Raw genomic sequence first — 17,772 nt, 5'->3', positions numbered from 1 at the left:
GGAATGAAAAAAGTGCGGTGAAAAACACCGTACTTTTCCGAAATATTAACGTTCTACAATCACGCCGACAGAACTGGCTTGAGCCACGGCTTTCGGCTTATGTAATTCAATACGTAAGGATTGAATACCATATTGTTGTTGCAATAAATCAGCGACTTTGTGAGCTACCGTTTCGACTAATTTAAATGGCTGATTTTCCACAAAATCAATGATTTTCTGCGAAATTTCCGCATAATCTAAGCAATATTGCAGATCTTCGTTTTCTACGGCTTGAGCAAAATCCCACGCCATTTCAATATTAAAAATCAGTTTTTGCTTAATGGTATGCTCCCAATCATAGGCACCAATACTGGCAAATGCCGTCAGTTCATGGATAAACACTTTGTCTGTCATATCATTCCTTAGAATTTCAATTTTTCCACCGTGGTTTGGATATTTTCCGCTTGAGTAATGGCGGAAATTACCGCAACACCATCTGCTCCCGCTTGTTTTAATGTGTGAGCATTATACTGATTTATGCCACCAATCACCACAAAAGGCTTGGTTAAAGCGTAATCTTTTAATTTTTCTACAAATTCTACGCCTAGAACAGCAGAATGATCAGCTTTTGAACCCGTGGGAAAAATCGGACCAATACCGATATAATCAATTTCTGCTTGCTGTTGAGCTGCTAAAACTTGAGCTAAATTATTGGTCGATAATCCTATAATCAGCTTGTTTTGTGTATGTTGCAATACTTGTTGAATTGCCATATCAGTTTGCCCAACATGAATACCATCTGCACCAATTTCAATGGCTAATGCCACGTTATCATTAATAATCAAGGGTACATCATATTGGCGACAAAGGGAAAGGCACTGTTTTGCGAGTTGTTTTTGCTGGTCAGGTTGATTTTCCAGAGAGTTTTTTCCTTTATCACGAAATTGAAAGCAAGTAATGCCAGCTCTCAACGCTTGCTGTAAAATATTGAGCAGATTTTGGGCAGAATCGCCAGCCAAATGCTGGCAATCTTGCGTGCCAGCAATAAAATAAACAGATAGCATCTGTTGGATTTTTTGCTTATTTTTCATCTTGATACGCCCAATGGTTAGTAGGTCCGTGACCATGTCCGATATTTAATGGATGACTGATGGCTGCGGTAATATAGGCTTTTGCGGTGCGAATGGCTTGTTCTACACTGTTGCCTTTAGCGAGTTCAGCGGTAATACAAGCAGAAAAAGTACAACCTGTACCGTGAGTGTGTGGTGTTGGAAAACGTTTCGCTTGTAATATGAAGCGGTCAGTTGGGGTGAAAACCCAGTCTAAACACACCGCACTTTGCGAATTGCCACTGTGTCCGCCTTTAATTACTACGGTTTCCACGCCCCATTGTTGCAACAAGCGAGCCGCTTTTTCTGCACTAGCATCGTCCACCACCTTAATCCCTGTTAAGGCTTCCGCTTCAGGCAAATTCGGCGTAATCACCGTGGCTTTGGGTAAAATATACTGCTTCAACGCTGCCACCGCATCTTGTTGCAACAAAGACGCTCCGCCTTTAGCGATCATTACAGGGTCTAACACGATTTGTGGAAACCGATATTGTTCCAAATTTTCCGCTACACACTGAATAATTTCTGCATTACCTAGCATGCCAATTTTCACCGCCTGAATATCAAAATCTTCTGCCACGGCTTTGATTTGGGCGGAAATAGTAGCAAGGGGAATGGGGGCAATATCAAATACACCCTGCGTATTTTGAGCGGTCACCGCCGTAATCGCTACCGTACCAAATACATCACGCATTTGAAAGGTTTTTAAATCCGCTTGAATCCCCGCTCCACCACCGCTATCGGAGCCTGCGATGGTTAAGGCTTGTGCTATGTTAGACATGGTCAATCCTCGCTAATTGGTTAATTTTTTCACTGGTTAAATCGGCTAATTGATTGATAAATTGTACGGCAAAACTGCCTAATTGATTGTTTAACCCTTGGGCGGCTAGTTCACCTGCCACAGCAAAACCCGCACAGGCTTCCAAGCAAGCATTAAATTCATCACCTTGTTTGGCGATAGCCAAAAATGCACCAACGGTGGCACCGAGTAAACAGCCTGATCCTGTAATTTTAGGAAATAGATGTGTGCCATTATAGATTTTGGCGACCTGTTTGCCATCACTGATATAATCTATTTCTCCACTAATAGCGACACAACATTGATATTTTTGTGCAGCAATACGAGCAATTTCAGCAATATCACCTTCACCATTTCCAGCATCAACCCCTTTCGCTTGCCATGCTACATCGGCTAAAAAAGCCACTTCACTCACATTACCACGGATAGCAGAAATATTGACTTTATCTAAAATTTTCCGCACCGTAGCACGGCGATAAGCAGTTGCCCCTGCACCAACAGGATCTAACACCACAGGCACACCGTTTTGGTTAGCAGCTTGACCAGCTAGGATCATTGCATCTACATCAAAGGGGTGGATCGTGCCAATATTGATCAAAAGTGCGTTGGAAAATTGTTGAATTTCTTCCACTTCTTCTGCCATTGTTGACATAAAAGGTGATGCTCCCAAAGCAAGTAAACCGTTGGCGGAAAAATTGGTAACAACAATATTGGTCATACAATGCACCAGCGGATTGCATTCACGAATAAGATCTAAATATCTGAATTGCATAGAATTTCCTTTGTAGATTATTGAAAGAAAAGATACGCAATAATGGTTGGAAAGGATAAATCGATAGTAAAGATAGTTCCCTACGCCAGTATTAGCTGTATCAGGTTTTACGGGTATTATCTCAGCCATTATGCTGTTTAACAGTACAATAGCACCCCGACTATATGTTTAGTGTAGATTGATTTTTATGTTAATACAAGTAGATATATTTATTTTCTGGTTAAAATCATAAACCGCAGATCATAAGCATTTTGCTCATCTTTAGGGCGAGTTTCATCAAATTCAATTTGCCATTCATTCCAGTTGATTGCAGGAAAAAATGTATCACCTTCTAATTCCGTTTGAATTTGGGTGAAATAAAGTTTATCGGCTTGAGGCAAATATTGCTTAAATAATTGACCGCCACCGATGAGCATAATTTCCTGATTTTCTGGTAAATCTTTGACAAATTCCACCGCACTTTCAAGGCTATTTTTCCAAATTACCCCAGCATATTCAAAGGGTTGTCGAGAAAGCACAATATTGGTGCGTTTTGGTAACGGGCGACCGATACTTTCAAAAGTTTTCCGCCCCATAACCACAACTTTACCTTGAGTATTCTGGCGAAACCAAGCCAAATCCGCTGGTAGATGCCACGGCATTTGGTTGTCTTTACCAATGACCCAATTTTGGGTTGCAGCAACAATTAAACTTAAACTCATCGCTTATGCTTCTCTTATGTTTTTTAGGCTTCGCTATCGAACCAACCACGGATAAATTGAATAGAGAAGAACAAGGTAATCAATCCTAGGAAGTAGAAAATATAGCTTAAAATTGGCATAGACGGACTGGTATCGGTAGCTTCTTTCATTGAAATCATATTACGGTATTCATCAAAAATAACTAAACGCCAGCCATAATATTTGACTTCGACCATTTGTTTACTACCAGCAAATTTAGAAGCCTTGGCTTGTAAATCAGCTGAACCAAATTTGAAATAGAAAGGAAAACCCCAACGAGTATCTTCATTGCGATACACCATCGGTTTTTCTTCATCTGCTTTTTGTGTATAGATATAATACACATCACGAGTCGGACCGTCTGCTGGGTTGGCTTTAGTAATCGGACCGTCTTTATCCACACGTTTGACTTCAACACCCGTAACATAAGTGGTGTCATAATGTGGGAAAATAAAATGAATCCCTGAGAATAAAACGGCGTGAAATAAAATCACCACGATAAATAAGAAGTATTTGATAATTTTACGCATAAATGTTTCCCTTATGTTAGCAACTTTTTCATTGTACCTGAATTTTAAACAAACGTTCAAAGTTTTTCGTGGTTTGTTGTGCAAATTGTGCAGGCGTAAGTCCTTTTAAAGTTGCCACATAATCACACACTTCTCGGGTATAAGCTGGTTGATTTTGTTTGCCACGATATGGCACAGGTGCTAAATATGGGCTGTCAGTTTCTACTAACAAACGCTCCAACGGCACATAACGAATTACGTCACGAATGTCTTCGGCATTTTTAAAGGTGACAATGCCTGAACAAGAAATATAAAATCCCAAATCTAACGCTTGTTTAGCAAAATCCATGGTTTCGGTGAAACAATGAATCACACCACCACATTTTTCCGCATGATTATCTTGCAACAAACGAATAGTGTCATCTCCTGCTGCACGAGTATGAATAATCACTGGCTTATCTAATTGATTTGCGACATTAATTTGGCTGGCAAAAATATCTTGTTGCAAAGATTTATTGTCTGCACTGTAATAATAATCCAAACCGATTTCGCCAATGGCAACCACTTTGGGATGTTGAGCCAGTTGAATTAAGCGTTCCACATCATAGGGTTCGTCATCTAAATCCAACGGATGTACGCCACAAGCGAGCGATACGTCATCTCGGTGAGCAAGGCTATCTCGTTGTTTTTCAAAGCGACTTAGTGTTACGCCAATAGTTAATAAATGTTGCACGCCACGAGCTTTCGCTTTTTCAATAACATCATCAATATTGTGATGTAGATTTTCATAATCTAACGCATCTAAATGGCAATGGCTATCTACAATAAACATAGGGGTCTGTTAATCCTTATTTTTTGTTATTTTTCAAATACATCTGTAATCATTTTAGTTAAGCCGTCCAGTAAAATAATTTCCTGATTGACCGCATTAATTTGGATTAAATCCAACCGCATTTTTTGTATTATTTGGTTGGCTTTGAGTAAGCCAAGAGTAGTTTGTTTTTGATTAAATTGTTGTATGCCTTTGACTAAATCCTGACAGATCCAATTTGTTTTAATCTTTAATTTATCTTTTAACGCATCAGATAAAAAAGCAGAAAGCCAGTCAATTTGCTGGAAAATCAGTTCTTTATCAAATAATGGCAATAATTCTAATGGTGAACGGCGAATATAATATACCCAAAATTGACGCAAAAATTCTCGGCGTTTTTCCATTAAACCTTGTTGTAAAAAGGCTAATGTTGACAACGGGCGATGATAATTAATACGAAGTGCGGTTAAAATTTGCGATGTTTCTTCATCACATTGCGATTGCAACCATGGTATAGCCATATCTTGCACTGGAACATTGACTAACCATGTCTGACAACGGCTATAAATAGTCGCCATTAATGGTGATGACAGATCCGCTTGTAATAAAAAATAGCTGTTGGGGCGTGGTTCTTCTAAGGTTTTTAAAATCGCATTTGTCGCCACTTCCGTTAAGCGTTCTGCCCCTTGCACTAACACGATTTTATTACCATTTTGTTGTGCGTGTTGATTAACCATATCGTTAATCTCACGTACCTGATCTACGCCGATATCTTTATTTTCAATGGGAGCAAGCAAATGAAAATCGGGATGGTTGCCAGCGTTCATCAGCTGGCAAGCATGACAATAACCGCATGGTTTTTGACTTTCTTGACAGATTAAAAATTTAGCCACCGCATTGATCAAGTTTTCCGCCCCTACGCCTTGTTCCGCCTTAAATAACAGTGCATGGTGTCCATGCCCTTGGGAAAAAGCGTGGGTGATTTGCTGATAAATTGGGGCGAGCCAAGGGTAAAGGTTAGTCATGGTTAAAATCTACAAATTTTTGCACCGCACTTTTTATGTCAGTGCTGACTTTCTCAATAGACTGCCCTGCATTGATGATGACGGCTTTGGGATCTTGAGCGACTAATTCCAAATAACGCTCACGAGTGCGGTGGAAAAAATCTAAATTTTGTTGTTCAATGCGATCCAATTCGCCACGCCCTTTTGCTCTGGCTAAACCTTGAGCGGGTTCAATATCTAAATATAGCGTAAAATCGGGAGAAAAATCGCCTAAAATGCTATTTTTTAAATTTTCCATAAAATCCCGATCAAGCCCACGACCACCGCCTTGATAGGCTTGTGAAGACATATCATGGCGATCACCGATTACCCATTTTCCTTGTGCTAAGGCTGGTTTAATCACATTTTCCACTAATTGAATACGAGCAGCATACAGCATCAGTAATTCTGCTTTGTCGGTGACAGGTTCTGCGGTTTCATGTTTGATTAAGTCACGTAATTTTTCTGCTAATGGCGTGCCACCAGGTTCACGGGTAAATACCAAATCGGTAATGCCATTAGCTTGTAATTGTTCCACAATAGCATTGCGAGCGGTAGTTTTACCTGCACCTTCTAAGCCTTCCAGTACAATAAATTTTCCTGTCATTTTATGGGTTATCCGTTTTATTTTTGTCTGTTTTATTTTGGTGATACCAACGTAAATAGTCTTGCACTGCCCGATTGTGTTCAGTTAAATTTCGGCTAAATTTATGTCCCCCCGTACCGTCTGCCACAAAGTAGAGAAAATCTGTTTTTTCAGGGTGAGCCACCGCTTGTAAGGCACTTTCACTTGGGTTGGTAATCGGTGTAGGTGGTAAACCATCAATAACATAGGTATTATAAGGCGTTGGTGTTTCTAAATCTTTTTTGCGAATATTACCATTATAATTTTCACCCATGCCATAAATCACAGTGGGGTCAGTTTGTAATTTTATATTGTGTTTTAAACGGTTAACAAAAACAGAAGCAATTAATCCTCGTTCCGCTTGAACACCGCTTTCTTTTTCTACAATAGATGCCAAAATCAACATCTCATAGGGGCTTTTTAACGGCAAATCATCATCTCGTTCTGCCCATAATTTATCCAATAATTTTTGCGTACGACTGGTCGCTCGTTTTAATAATGCCAGATCTGTAGAATTTGGCACATAATTATAGGTATCAGGATAAATCCAACCCTCTAAAGAATTAAGATTATTTGTTGGTAATTCAAGTAATTGCAATAATTCTTCATCATTTTTATTTTGTACAGATTGTGCTAAGTGCGGTGCGTTTTGCAAAGATTTTTTCATTTCTCGCCAAGTTTCACCGTCAGTAAAACGCAAGCTAAATTGTGCTTCTTTACCCTCATTCAGAATAGTTAATACATCTGCAACAGTATTTGCACCATTAAGGGAATAAGTTCCCGCTTTAATATTATTTAATTGCGGTTGTAATTTTAAAACCCAAGGCAACCATTTGGCATCAGCGACTAATTGTTGTTGCTCAAATAGCGTAGCGAGTTTTTTACCTGTCGTGCCTCGATTAATGACGAGCAGCTGATCTTGTTGAACGCTAATTGATTGATTGAGCGTCTGTTGAATTTGGTGATAACCCCAACCGCCGATAGCAAGGATAATGATGAATAATAGAAGTAAGATTTTTTTCATTATTTTTGTGCTTTTATTTTTTGAATTTTGACCAAATTTTGCTTTCTTGTCCACGCCATAAACGCTGAATATTCTCATGATGACGATAAATTAATAAGCAACAAACTAATGCCACGGGGAAAGTATATTCAGGCTTGAAATACCACACATATAATGGGGTAAGCAGTGCAGCAATGACAGCACTCAGGGAAGAATAACCGCTAATCGCAAAGACTAACAACCAAGTCCCGATCATGGAACCTGCCACTCCCCAAGCAATCGGAGCAATGGATCCAAACGCTGTGGCAACGCCTTTCCCGCCTTTAAATTTAAAGAAAATCGGGAAAATATGTCCCAAGCAAGCACCTAGGGCAACCATGCCTAATTCAAAATGGGTTAAGCCTAAATAATAACCTGCCCAAACAGGCAACATACCTTTTAATATATCGAAAATTAACACCGTTAAGCTCGCCCAACGACCACCCAAACGGAACACGTTCGTGGCACCAGGATTATGTGAACCCTCAGAGCGTGGATCGGGTAAACCGACTATTCGACAAACCAAAATTGCACTGGAAATTGAACCGAGCAAATAGGCAAATAGCATATAACAAAGGGCAAACAGGCTCATGGGTTTTTCTCGATAATTAAATAATCTCTATTCTACCTAAATTTATTAGGGTTAGGCTAATGATATTTTTGATATAAAGAATAACAGTACGACTGATCGGATTTTTAAAAAAAGAAAATGAGGCAAACTATGCCCCATTTATTGAGATAATTAGAACGTATTACACTGCGTTGGATCGCCAGTTTTTAGACCGCGTTGGAACCATTGCAAACGTTGTGCCGATGTGCCATGAGTAAAACTATCTGGCACTACATAACCTTGACTACGTTTTTGTAAACGATCGTCGCCGACAGCTTCAGCCGCCCTAAAGGCTTCTTCTAAATCGCCAGTTTCCAGCAAATTATTTTGTGCTGCTTGATAACCCCAAACCCCTGCAAAGCAGTCTGCTTGTAATTCTAATTTAACCGATAGTGCATTAGCTTGTGATGGATTTTGTTGTTGAACACGGTTAATTTTAGGCAAAATACCTAGTACATTCTGCACATGATGTCCCACTTCGTGAGCAATCACATAAGCAAAAGCCGTATCACCTGCTGCACCGAGCTGATTTTTCATATCCGCATAAAAAGATAAATCTAAATAGACTTTTTGATCGTTCGGACAATAAAAAGGTCCCATGGCAGACTGTCCTGTACCGCAAGCTGTTGCTGTGGCACCATAATAAAGCACCATGGTTGGAGCCACATATTTCTGTCCATTTTTACTGAAATAACTTTGCCAAGTTTTTTCTGTATCTCGTAATACTACACGAGAAAGCTCATTTAGGTTTTGTTCTTCTTGAGCTGATAATTTAGCAGAACTACTGGTTGCACCGCCTAAACCTGCGGTATCCATTCCCACTAAACCAGATAAATCCACACCATAATAAGCACCCACTAATAATATGATAAAACCGAGTACCCCTGTTTTTTTACCACCGCTGATTCTGGAACCCGAACCACGTCTGTCTTCTACATTTGAACTTTGTTCTCTACCTTGCCAACGCATAAATTTTGACTCACTTATTGTAAATATAGTGATTATATTCTACCTGAAAAATAGTAAAGTGCGGTTAAAATTTTAAAAATTTATGGACTTCTTATAATGCTTTGGTTATTGTAAGTAAGGTTTTATCAGAATAGCCTGATAAATATTTTAGTAATCATACACAAGAAGGAAAGAAAAGTGGGTTTATTTGATTTCGTAGGAAACATTGGTAAAAAAATTTTTGGTAAAGATGAAGATCCGTCAAAAGCGGTGACAAATCACATTGCTGAAGATAACCCAGGGATTGACAATGTTGCTGTTACCGTTGAAAACGGTGTGGCTAAAATTTCTGGTGATGCAACATCTGCCAGTGCTTTAGAGAAAGCGATTTTAATGGCGGGTAACATTGTTGGTGTTGAAAGTGTTAACGTTGATGCAGTGAAGTTAGCTAACGGCGAACAGTTAGCCACGGAAGATGAGTTTTATGTGATTCAAAAAGGCGATACGCTTTCTGCTATTGCTAAAAAGTTTTATGGTAATGCAGCTAAATATCCTGCCATCGTGGCAGCTAACAAAGAAGTGATTAAAGATGCAGATAAGATCTTCCCAGGTCAGAAGATTCGTGTGCCGAAAGCACTTTAATTGACATTTTAAGATTATTGATCCCATTGCAAGCAATGGGATTTTTTATGTACAAAATTTCTGCTCGACTGAACGATAATATTTAGCTATAATTCGCCAGTTTATTTTTATTCAAACTTATATTCAGCCTCGGTTATTCAGTCAAAGTGACTGGCTGGGTTTCATCAATTTAAAGGAAAAGAACAATGTCAACTATTGAAACAACTCAAGGTTTAGAACGTCGAGTAAGCATTACTGTACCAGCGGAAAACGTAAAAACAGCGGTACGTGAAGAAACAAAACGTGCGGCAAAAAATGTGCGTGTAGATGGTTTCCGTAAAGGTCATGTACCTGCTCAAATCGTGGAAAAACGCTTCGGTGCGTCAATTCGTCAAGATGTATTAAATGATTTATTACCACGTCATTTCTTTGATTTAATGTTTAAAGAGAAGGTGAACCTTGCTGGTCGTCCAACTTTTGCTATTGAAAAATTTGAAGATGGTCAAGATTTAGTATTTACCGCAACCTTTGAAGTTTATCCAGAAGTCGAATTAAAAGGTTTGGAAAATATTAAGGTTGAAAAACCAACCGTTGAAATTACTGAAGCCGATGTTGACAATATGGTGAACGTATTACGTAAACAACAAGCAACTTGGTCTGAAAGCAAAGACGCAGCTAAGGCTGAAGATCGTGTGACGATTGATTTTGTAGGATCTGTAGATGGTGAGGAATTTGAGGGCGGTAAAGCGACAGATTTCGTGTTAGCCATGGGACAAGGTCGCATGATTCCTGGTTTTGAAGATGGAATAGTTGGTCATAAAGCAGGCGAGCAATTTGATATTGATGTGACTTTCCCTGCGGAATATCATGCTGAAAACTTAAAAGGTAAAGCTGCAAAATTTGCCATTACCGTGAAAAAAGTAGAAGTGCAAGTATTACCTGAATTAACTGATGAGTTTGTGGCGAAATTTGGTCCAAATACTAAAACTGTCGATGATTTGCGTGCAGAAATTCGTAAAAATATGCAACGTGAATTGAAAAATGCTTTAGTGGCTCGTGTTAAACAACAAGTGATTGATGGTTTAATTGCTGAAAATGCGATTGATGTGCCAGTTTCAGCGGTAGATGAAGAAATTGAAGTGTTACGCAAGCAAGCCGCACAACGCTTTGGTGGTAACGCTCAACAAACAGCTCAATTACCACGTGAATTATTTGAAGAACAGGCTAAACGTCGTGTTCAAGTGGGCTTATTATTCTCCGCCGTGATCAAAGCGAATGAATTAAAAGCCGATGAAGACTTGGTGAAAGCGATGATTGCAGATATTGCTTCCGCTTATGAGCAACCAGCCGAAGTGGTTGAATATTACAGCAAAAACAATGAATTAATGGGTAATGTACGTAATGTTGTATTAGAAGAACAAGCAGTTAATGCAGTATTAGCAAAAGCGCAAGTGACTGAAAAAGCAGCTTCTTTTGATGAGATTATGAACCCTAAAGCCTAATTTCATTTAATATCTTAAAGTGCGGTTATTTTTTGGCGAGTTTTAAAATTCGTTAAAAATTAACCGCACTTTTTGTTTAATTTGTTTAGTCAAAGTGCTTTTTCGGGTAGAATAGCCCAAACTTGATAATTTTACGGAGAAGGTTATGTCAGTTATTCCTATGGTCGTTGAGCAAAATGCTCGTGGTGAGCGTGCTTACGATATTTACTCACGCTTGTTAAAAGAACGTGTCATTTTTTTAAGCGGTGAAGTTGAAGACAATATGGCGAATTTAATTGTCGCTCAATTATTATTTTTAGAATCTGAAAATCCAGATAAAGATATTAATATTTATATTAACAGCCCAGGTGGTTCAGTGACGGCGGGTATGGCGATTTATGATACCATGCAATTTATTAAGCCAGATGTGCGTACCCTGTGTATCGGTCAAGCCTGTTCCATGGGGGCGTTTTTATTAGCAGGTGGAACCGCTGGCAAACGTGCGGCATTACCTCATGCTCGCGTAATGATTCACCAGCCTTTAGGCGGTTTCCGTGGTCAAGCGTCAGATATTCAGATTCATGCCCAAGAAATTTTAAAAATTAAGCATACTTTAAATGAACGTTTGGCATTCCATACGGGACAACCGCTTGAAAAAATTGAGAAAGATACTGACCGTGATAATTTTATGTCAGCCGAAGAAGCCAGAGTTTACGGCTTAGTGGATAATGTGTTAGTTAAACGTTAAAAAGAAAGAATTGGAAAGTAAAAATGGCAAATGAAAAAGATACCTGCTGTTCATTTTGTGGTAAAGCACAAGATGAGGTAGGCAAATTAATTGCAGGGACTTCTGGCTATATTTGTGGTGATTGTATTGAGCTTTGCCACGGTCTATTGCAAGAAGAAAAAGCAGAAGACGTTGTAGAACAACAAGATACGGTTAAAAAAGAAGAAACCAAACTGCCGACTCCACATGAAATTCGAGCTAATTTAGATGATTACGTAATCGGTCAAGATTATGCTAAAAAGGTATTAGCCGTGGCATTATATAATCATTACAAACGGTTACGTTCCAATCATCAAACTGATGAAGTGGAATTGAGCAAAAGTAATGTGTTGTTAATCGGTCCTACTGGGAGTGGGAAAACCTTATTAGCTCAAACCTTGGCTCGTATGTTAAATGTGCCTTTTGCTATGGCAGATGCCACTACCTTAACCGAAGCAGGATATGTGGGTGAAGATGTAGAAAATGTGATTCAACGCTTATTGCAAAATTGCGATTACGATACGGAAAAAGCCGAGCAAGGGATTATTTATATTGATGAGATTGATAAAATCACCCGTAAATCAGAGAACCCATCGATTACTCGAGATGTATCAGGTGAAGGGGTGCAACAAGCCTTGTTAAAATTGATTGAAGGCACGGTCGCTTCCATTCCACCACAAGGTGGACGCAAACATCCACAACAGGATATGTTGAAAGTCGATACATCAAAAATCCTGTTTATTTGTGGTGGTGCATTCTCGGGTTTAGATAAAATTGTCCAAAAACGTGTTCACGTAGGTAGCGGTATCGGTTTTGGTGCAGAAGTGAAAGGCGAGCAAGATGAATTAAGTCTGTCGGAATTATTCCAACAAATTGAAACGGAAGACTTGATTAAATTCGGTATGATCCCTGAATTTGTAGGGCGTTTACCTGTGGTTGCTCCATTAAGTGAATTAGATGAACAGGCATTAATTCAAATTTTAACTGAACCAAAAAATGCGTTAGTGAAACAATATCAAGCACTGTTTAGTTTAGAAGATGTGAAATTGGAATTTACGCAAGAAGCCTTGATAGCTATGGCAAAAAAAGCCCTTGCTCGTAAAACAGGTGCAAGGGGGTTACGTTCTATTGTTGAAGGTGTGTTGTTAGATACCATGTACGATTTACCGTCTATGGAGAATTTAGCCAAAGTCGTGGTAGATGAAAGCGTCATTAATGATGATGCAAAACCGACATTAGAATACAGATAGTGTTTTTATCCCCCAAAGTGCGGTTAAATTAACCGCACTTTTTACCTATTCACCTTGAACTTCGCCATGGTTAGCCTTATATTAGTTCCATGTAACCGAATTTTAGATAAAGAGAAAGAAGATGACAGCAGAACAGGATAAACAACGAAAAATTCCCGTCCTTCCATTAAGAGATGTAGTGGTTTTCCCGTATATGGTGATGCCATTATTTGTAGGGCGTGAGAAATCTATTCGTAGCCTTGAACAAGCTATGGAATCGGGCAAGCAATTATTATTAGTTTCACAAAAACAAGCTGATATTGAAGAACCTAATATTGCAGATTTATTTGATGTCGGCACTATTGTTAATATCATTCAATTATTGAAATTGCCAGATGGTACTGTCAAAGTGCTAGTAGAAGGGCAACAACGTGCTAAGATCACAGAAATTACTGACGATGGCTATTTTTCCGCACATATCAATTTGATTGCGACCAGTTTTGGTGAAGAAAAAGATATGCAGGTGTTGCGTGATGTGATTTTGAGTGAGTTTGATCAATTTGTTAAACAGAACAAAAAAATTCAGCCAGAAATGGTTAATGCACTAAGCTCTATTATAGAATTTGATCGCTTTGCTGATACGTTGGCGGCACATTTACCGATTGCATTACGTCATAAACAAGCCGTGTTAGAACAACCTAATGTGCAAGCTCGGCTGGAATATTTGCTTGGGGCAATGGAAAGCGAAACTGACTTAATGCAAGTGGAAAAACGCATTCGCAGCAAAGTCAAAGAACAAATGGAAAAAACGCAACGCAATTATTATCTAAACGAACAGATTAAGGCAATCCGTAAAGAATTAGGTAATGATGACGAAAATCCAGATGAAAGCGAATTAGACCAGTTAGCTAAAAAATTAGAACAAGCTAAACTACCAGCGGAAGCGAAAGAAAAGGTAGAAGCAGAGTTGAAAAAGCTAAAAATGATGTCGCCTATGTCATCTGAAGCAACCGTGATTCGTGGCTATATTGACTGGATGTTGCAAGTACCTTGGTATAAAACCACCAAAGTGAAAAAAGATTTAGCCAAAGCACAACAAGTGTTGGATGCCGACCATTACGGTTTAGAACGGGTGAAAGAACGCATTTTAGAATATCTTGCCGTGCAAACAAGATTGAATAAACTTAAAGGACCTATTCTCTGTTTGGTTGGTCCACCAGGGGTTGGGAAAACCTCGCTTGGTCAATCTATTGCCAATGCCACAGGGCGTAAATATGTGCGTATGGCATTAGGTGGTGTGCGTGATGAAGCGGAAATTCGTGGACACCGCAAAACCTATATTGGTTCATTACCAGGCAAATTGATTCAAAAAATGGCAAAAGTAAGGGTCAAAAATCCGTTATTCTTGCTTGATGAAATTGATAAAATGGCAATGGATCACCGTGGTGATCCAGCCTCTGCTTTGTTGGAAGTGCTTGATCCAGAACAGAATACGAAGTTTAATGACCATTATTTAGAAGTGGATTACGATTTATCTGATGTAATGTTTGTAGCAACCTCTAATTCCATGAATATACCAGCACCGTTGTTGGATCGTATGGAAGTGATTCGCCTATCAGGCTATACTGAAGATGAGAAATTGAATATTGCTACAGGGCATTTAATCGCCAAGCAAATGGAACGCAACGGCTTAAAAGCAGGTGAGTTAATCATTGAAGACAGTGCGATTTTAGATATTATTCGCTACTACACACGTGAAGCAGGCGTACGTAGTCTTGAGCGTGAAATTTCTAAAATTTGTCGTAAAACCGTGAAAAATTTATTGCTAAATAAAAAAGCCAAATCTATTACGGTCAATGCAGCAAATTTACACGATTATCTCGGTGTGAAACGCTTTGACTTCGGTTTAGCGGATACTCAAAATCGGGTAGGGGAAGTGACAGGTCTTGCTTGGACAGAAGTGGGTGGTGATTTACTGACTATTGAAACGGCTTCTGTGGTGGGTAAAGGTAAATTAACCTTTACGGGTTCTCTTGGCGATGTAATGAAAGAGAGTATTCAAGCCGCCATGACAGTCGTCCGTTCTCGTGCCGAGAAATTGGGTATTGCTAACGACTTCCATGAAAAACGCGATATTCATATTCACGTGCCAGACGGAGCGACCCCGAAAGATGGCCCGAGTGCTGGGATTGCCATGTGTACCGCACTGGTTTCTTGCTTAACGGGTAATCCTGTGCGTGCTGATGTGGCAATGACAGGTGAAATTAGCCTACGTGGTAAAGTATTACCCATCGGTGGTTTAAAAGAGAAATTGCTGGCGGCTCACCGTGGTGGCATTAAAACTGTGATTATTCCAAAAGAGAACGTGAAAGATTTGGAAGAAATTCCTGAAAATGCCAAAAATAATTTAACCATTCATGCGGTAGAAAGTATTGATGAAGTGTTAACCATTGCATTACAGAATCCACCAGAAGGTGTTGAAATCGTTAAACTTTCACCAGTAAATGTAGTGAAAGTGCCACGTACCCGAAAAACCAGCAAGATTGCACCAACGGTGAACTAATCATTAGGTTGTGAAACCGTGCTTTTTTTAAAGTGCGGTTTTTTTTCACCGCAGTTTCGTTTATAATTCATAAAATTTTTAGATAACAATAGGATTAATGCCCATGTTCATGGAAAAAATGCACAACGCATCAAATAGTGGTGTGGCAAAAGCCATTATGGCAGTCATCGCCATTTCATTCGTCATTACTGGTATGTATGGCTATCTTGGTGCAAGTGTGGATACTTCAGCGGTGAAAGTGAATGGTGAAGAAGTTTCTCAACATCAATTCCAACAACAATATAATGATGAATATCAACGTATCAGTAATCAACTTGGTGCAGAATTTGCTGCTGTCGCAGACACGCCAGAATTCAGTCAAGGATTAAGAAGTACGGTATTGAATCGTTTGATTGATCAGCAATTATTAACGCAATATGTGAATGATTTAAATTTAACCGTCAGTGACGAACGTATTAAGCAAGAAATCGTCAGAACGCCAATGTTCCAAATTGATGGCAAATTTAGTAATGATGCTTACCAACAGGTATTACGTACTAATGGTATGAATGCAGATATGTACGCTCAATATTTACGTGAATCTTTGCGTTTAGAACAGTTGCAACATGGTTTAGCCGAAACCGAGTTTTTAATGCTAAAAACGCAAAATGAATTTGCTCAATTATTTTTCCAACAACGTCAAGTGCGTTTAGCTCGTTTACCGTTAGCGGATGAATTAAATAAACAGAGCGTAACAGAGCAAGAAATTGCCGATCATTATAATGCGAATAAATCTGCTTTTATCGTGCCAGAATTAGTCAAAGTGCAATATATTGATTTAACTAAAGCCGTAGTAGAAAAGAATGTGACGGTTACTGACACCGCAATTCAACAATATTATCAAGACAATAAAGATCAATTTAGCACTAAAGCCCAACAACAGTTGGCATATATTCAATTACCGAACGAAAAAGAAGCGTTAGATGTATATGAAGCCCTACAAAACGGAGCAGATTTTGCGGAATTAGCTAAAACAAAATCTAGTGATAAATTATCTGCAGAAAAGGGCGGTGATTTAGGTTGGTTAAATAATGGTGATTTACCAAAAGATTTTGAAGATGCAGCGACTTTAGTTGAAGTAGGTAAATATAGCACCCCAATTAAAGTGGATAACAATTATTATATTGTGAAAGTGAAAGATCGTAAAGAAGCTGTCGTGCTACCATTAGAGCAAGTGAAAGATAAGGTTATCGCACAGGTTCGTCAAGAATTACTCAATACCCAATTCTATACCGTGGAGAAGAAAGTCGCAGAAAAAGCCTTTGAAGATCAAGCATCGTTAAAATCGGCAGCCGCAGTTGTCGGTGCGGAAATTAAAGAGACAGATTATTTCCCACGCAATGCGTTACCAAAAGAGTTAAATTTCCCATCTGTAGTAAATGCGATTTTTGATGGCGACGTGTCGCAAGGTAATGTAAATTCTGAACCGATGAATGTCGGTGAACAGCATTCTATCGTGGTTCGAGTGTTGGATCATAAAGCTCAAGGTACAAAAAGTTTAGATGAAGCTAAAGCTGAAATTGAAACTTTCTTAAAACATCAAAAAGCGGAAAAAACTGTATTAGCTCAAGCGGAAAGCCTAGTTAAAGGATTAACGGAAACAGGTACATTACCTGATAATGTGAAATTCGGTGCAGAAGAAAAATGGGTTTATGCAGAAAATAAAGATCCAGCCTTAAATGATGTGATTTTTGCCATGAAAGCGGAAAACGGTAAAAAGGCTTATCAAGCGGCTAAAACCAATAGTGGTGATGTGGTGATTGTGGTATTAGATAAAATTGAAAATGCGAACGTAGAAGATGCAGTTCGCCGTCAATTTGATTTGCAAGTAGAACGTAACAAAGCGACTGATTTGCAGGTGAACTTACTGAAATCCCTACGTGCCAAAGCAAAAATCGAGATTAATGAAGATTTTATGAAACAACAATCTGAATAATTATTTTTCAAGTTGTTTTAAGCCTATTGTCTTAATAATGATGCAATAGGCTTTTATTTTGCTAATTTTTGCAAAATTAGCTAGTTTTTGACCGCACTTTATGGTATAAATTGCACCGCTTTTTCCCAATTCTAAAACCATGGGGAATAGCATTATTTTTTTATTAACAAC

At 38.9% G+C, this 17,772-nt stretch carries 18 protein-coding genes and 1 riboswitch; of the genes, 6 read left to right on the top strand and 12 right to left on the bottom strand.

Going from position 1 to position 17,772, the window contains the following annotated elements:
• Positions 1-45: 45 nt before the first annotated feature.
• The 12 genes from folB to O1Q80_RS10135 form a co-directional block, all read right to left on the bottom strand.
• A complete protein-coding gene (gene folB / locus O1Q80_RS10190; protein WP_386687558.1) occupies positions 46-393 on the bottom strand; it encodes a dihydroneopterin aldolase in 348 nt (115 codons plus the stop codon).
• An 8-nt stretch (positions 394-401) separates the two neighbouring features.
• The gene (gene thiE, locus O1Q80_RS10185; RefSeq protein WP_386694876.1) at positions 402-1,070 is read right to left on the bottom strand and encodes a thiamine phosphate synthase; all 669 of its coding nucleotides are present in this window, start codon (positions 1,068-1,070) and stop codon (positions 402-404) included.
• Complete coding sequence (gene thiD, locus O1Q80_RS10180; protein ID WP_386694874.1) at positions 1,060-1,869, bottom strand: bifunctional hydroxymethylpyrimidine kinase/phosphomethylpyrimidine kinase; 810 nt, start codon at positions 1,867-1,869, stop codon at positions 1,060-1,062. The genes thiE and thiD overlap by 11 nt, the downstream gene beginning before the upstream one ends.
• Entirely contained in the window at positions 1,862-2,659 is a 798-nt protein-coding gene (thiM, locus tag O1Q80_RS10175; protein WP_386691325.1) for a hydroxyethylthiazole kinase, read from the bottom strand. Before thiM ends, thiD begins: the two co-directional genes overlap by 8 nt.
• A 60-nt stretch (positions 2,660-2,719) precedes the next feature.
• Positions 2,720-2,828, bottom strand: a riboswitch (TPP riboswitch).
• 40 nt (positions 2,829-2,868) lie between these two features.
• Complete coding sequence (folA, locus tag O1Q80_RS10170) at positions 2,869-3,360, bottom strand: type 3 dihydrofolate reductase (RefSeq protein WP_386691323.1); 492 nt, start codon at positions 3,358-3,360, stop codon at positions 2,869-2,871.
• Between the two features lie 23 nt (positions 3,361-3,383).
• Positions 3,384-3,908, bottom strand: a complete 525-nt coding sequence (locus tag O1Q80_RS10165) for a DUF1523 family protein (RefSeq protein ID WP_386687548.1) — start codon at positions 3,906-3,908, stop codon at positions 3,384-3,386.
• A gap of 28 nt (positions 3,909-3,936) precedes the next feature.
• Positions 3,937-4,719, bottom strand: a complete 783-nt coding sequence (locus tag O1Q80_RS10160) for a TatD family hydrolase (RefSeq protein ID WP_386694873.1) — start codon at positions 4,717-4,719, stop codon at positions 3,937-3,939.
• A gap of 26 nt (positions 4,720-4,745) precedes the next feature.
• Positions 4,746-5,723, bottom strand: coding sequence for a DNA polymerase III subunit delta' (locus tag O1Q80_RS10155; RefSeq protein ID WP_386694872.1), 978 nt, complete (start codon positions 5,721-5,723; stop codon positions 4,746-4,748).
• On the bottom strand, positions 5,716-6,348 hold the full coding sequence (gene tmk, locus O1Q80_RS10150) for a dTMP kinase (RefSeq protein WP_386694870.1): 633 nt from the start codon (positions 6,346-6,348) through the stop codon (positions 5,716-5,718). The genes O1Q80_RS10155 and tmk overlap by 8 nt, the downstream gene beginning before the upstream one ends.
• A 1-nt stretch (position 6,349) precedes the next feature.
• The gene (gene mltG, locus O1Q80_RS10145; protein ID WP_386694868.1) at positions 6,350-7,390 is read right to left on the bottom strand and encodes an endolytic transglycosylase MltG; all 1,041 of its coding nucleotides are present in this window, start codon (positions 7,388-7,390) and stop codon (positions 6,350-6,352) included.
• 13 nt (positions 7,391-7,403) lie between these two features.
• Entirely contained in the window at positions 7,404-8,000 is a 597-nt protein-coding gene (gene plsY / locus O1Q80_RS10140) for a glycerol-3-phosphate 1-O-acyltransferase PlsY (protein WP_386687535.1), read from the bottom strand.
• A gap of 150 nt (positions 8,001-8,150) precedes the next feature.
• Positions 8,151-8,987: a neutral zinc metallopeptidase gene (locus O1Q80_RS10135; RefSeq protein WP_386687533.1), complete on the bottom strand. Its 837-nt coding sequence runs from the start codon at positions 8,985-8,987 to the stop codon at positions 8,151-8,153.
• A gap of 177 nt (positions 8,988-9,164) precedes the next feature.
• Between O1Q80_RS10135 and lysM the strand changes: the two genes are divergently transcribed.
• The 6 genes from lysM (at position 9,165) to ppiD (ending at position 17,601) form a co-directional block, all read left to right on the top strand.
• Complete coding sequence (lysM, locus tag O1Q80_RS10130; RefSeq protein WP_386687532.1) at positions 9,165-9,608, top strand: peptidoglycan-binding protein LysM; 444 nt, start codon at positions 9,165-9,167, stop codon at positions 9,606-9,608.
• A gap of 185 nt (positions 9,609-9,793) precedes the next feature.
• The gene (tig, locus tag O1Q80_RS10125) at positions 9,794-11,089 is read left to right on the top strand and encodes a trigger factor (RefSeq protein WP_386694866.1); all 1,296 of its coding nucleotides are present in this window, start codon (positions 9,794-9,796) and stop codon (positions 11,087-11,089) included.
• Between the two features lie 145 nt (positions 11,090-11,234).
• Complete coding sequence (gene clpP / locus O1Q80_RS10120; protein ID WP_386687528.1) at positions 11,235-11,816, top strand: ATP-dependent Clp endopeptidase proteolytic subunit ClpP; 582 nt, start codon at positions 11,235-11,237, stop codon at positions 11,814-11,816.
• Between the two features lie 23 nt (positions 11,817-11,839).
• Positions 11,840-13,084, top strand: a complete 1,245-nt coding sequence (clpX, locus tag O1Q80_RS10115; RefSeq protein WP_386694864.1) for an ATP-dependent protease ATP-binding subunit ClpX — start codon at positions 11,840-11,842, stop codon at positions 13,082-13,084.
• A gap of 121 nt (positions 13,085-13,205) precedes the next feature.
• Positions 13,206-15,626: an endopeptidase La gene (lon, locus tag O1Q80_RS10110; protein ID WP_386694862.1), complete on the top strand. Its 2,421-nt coding sequence runs from the start codon at positions 13,206-13,208 to the stop codon at positions 15,624-15,626.
• A gap of 103 nt (positions 15,627-15,729) precedes the next feature.
• On the top strand, positions 15,730-17,601 hold the full coding sequence (gene ppiD / locus O1Q80_RS10105) for a peptidylprolyl isomerase (RefSeq protein ID WP_386694860.1): 1,872 nt from the start codon (positions 15,730-15,732) through the stop codon (positions 17,599-17,601).
• The last annotated feature ends 171 nt before the right edge of the window (positions 17,602-17,772 follow it).

The organism is Lonepinella sp. MS14435 (assembly GCF_042485795.1).
Classification (GTDB): Bacteria; Pseudomonadota; Gammaproteobacteria; order Enterobacterales; family Pasteurellaceae; genus Lonepinella.
The sequence above is the reverse complement of the archived record's forward strand: the minus strand, read 5'-3'. Positions and strand labels throughout refer to the sequence as shown.

Excerpts from the sequence above, each read along its gene's own strand:
- tmk (WP_386694870.1), bottom strand. The coding sequence starts at position 6,348 with ATGACAGGAAAATTTATTGTACTGGAAGGCTTAGAAGGTGCAGGTAAA.
- mltG (WP_386694868.1), bottom strand. The coding sequence starts at position 7,390 with ATGAAAAAAATCTTACTTCTATTATTCATCATTATCCTTGCTATCGGC.
- folA (WP_386691323.1), bottom strand. The coding sequence starts at position 3,360 with ATGAGTTTAAGTTTAATTGTTGCTGCAACCCAAAATTGGGTCATTGGT.
- clpP (WP_386687528.1), top strand. The coding sequence starts at position 11,235 with ATGTCAGTTATTCCTATGGTCGTTGAGCAAAATGCTCGTGGTGAGCGT.
- O1Q80_RS10135 (WP_386687533.1), bottom strand. The coding sequence starts at position 8,987 with ATGCGTTGGCAAGGTAGAGAACAAAGTTCAAATGTAGAAGACAGACGT.
- thiD (WP_386694874.1), bottom strand. The coding sequence starts at position 1,869 with ATGTCTAACATAGCACAAGCCTTAACCATCGCAGGCTCCGATAGCGGT.
- thiE (WP_386694876.1), bottom strand. The coding sequence starts at position 1,070 with ATGAAAAATAAGCAAAAAATCCAACAGATGCTATCTGTTTATTTTATT.
- ppiD (WP_386694860.1), top strand. The coding sequence starts at position 15,730 with ATGTTCATGGAAAAAATGCACAACGCATCAAATAGTGGTGTGGCAAAA.
- O1Q80_RS10165 (WP_386687548.1), bottom strand. The coding sequence starts at position 3,908 with ATGCGTAAAATTATCAAATACTTCTTATTTATCGTGGTGATTTTATTT.
- folB (WP_386687558.1), bottom strand. The coding sequence starts at position 393 with ATGACAGACAAAGTGTTTATCCATGAACTGACGGCATTTGCCAGTATT.
- thiM (WP_386691325.1), bottom strand. The coding sequence starts at position 2,659 with ATGCAATTCAGATATTTAGATCTTATTCGTGAATGCAATCCGCTGGTG.
- clpX (WP_386694864.1), top strand. The coding sequence starts at position 11,840 with ATGGCAAATGAAAAAGATACCTGCTGTTCATTTTGTGGTAAAGCACAA.
- lon (WP_386694862.1), top strand. The coding sequence starts at position 13,206 with ATGACAGCAGAACAGGATAAACAACGAAAAATTCCCGTCCTTCCATTA.
- O1Q80_RS10160 (WP_386694873.1), bottom strand. The coding sequence starts at position 4,719 with ATGTTTATTGTAGATAGCCATTGCCATTTAGATGCGTTAGATTATGAA.
- plsY (WP_386687535.1), bottom strand. The coding sequence starts at position 8,000 with ATGAGCCTGTTTGCCCTTTGTTATATGCTATTTGCCTATTTGCTCGGT.
- O1Q80_RS10155 (WP_386694872.1), bottom strand. The coding sequence starts at position 5,723 with ATGACTAACCTTTACCCTTGGCTCGCCCCAATTTATCAGCAAATCACC.
- tig (WP_386694866.1), top strand. The coding sequence starts at position 9,794 with ATGTCAACTATTGAAACAACTCAAGGTTTAGAACGTCGAGTAAGCATT.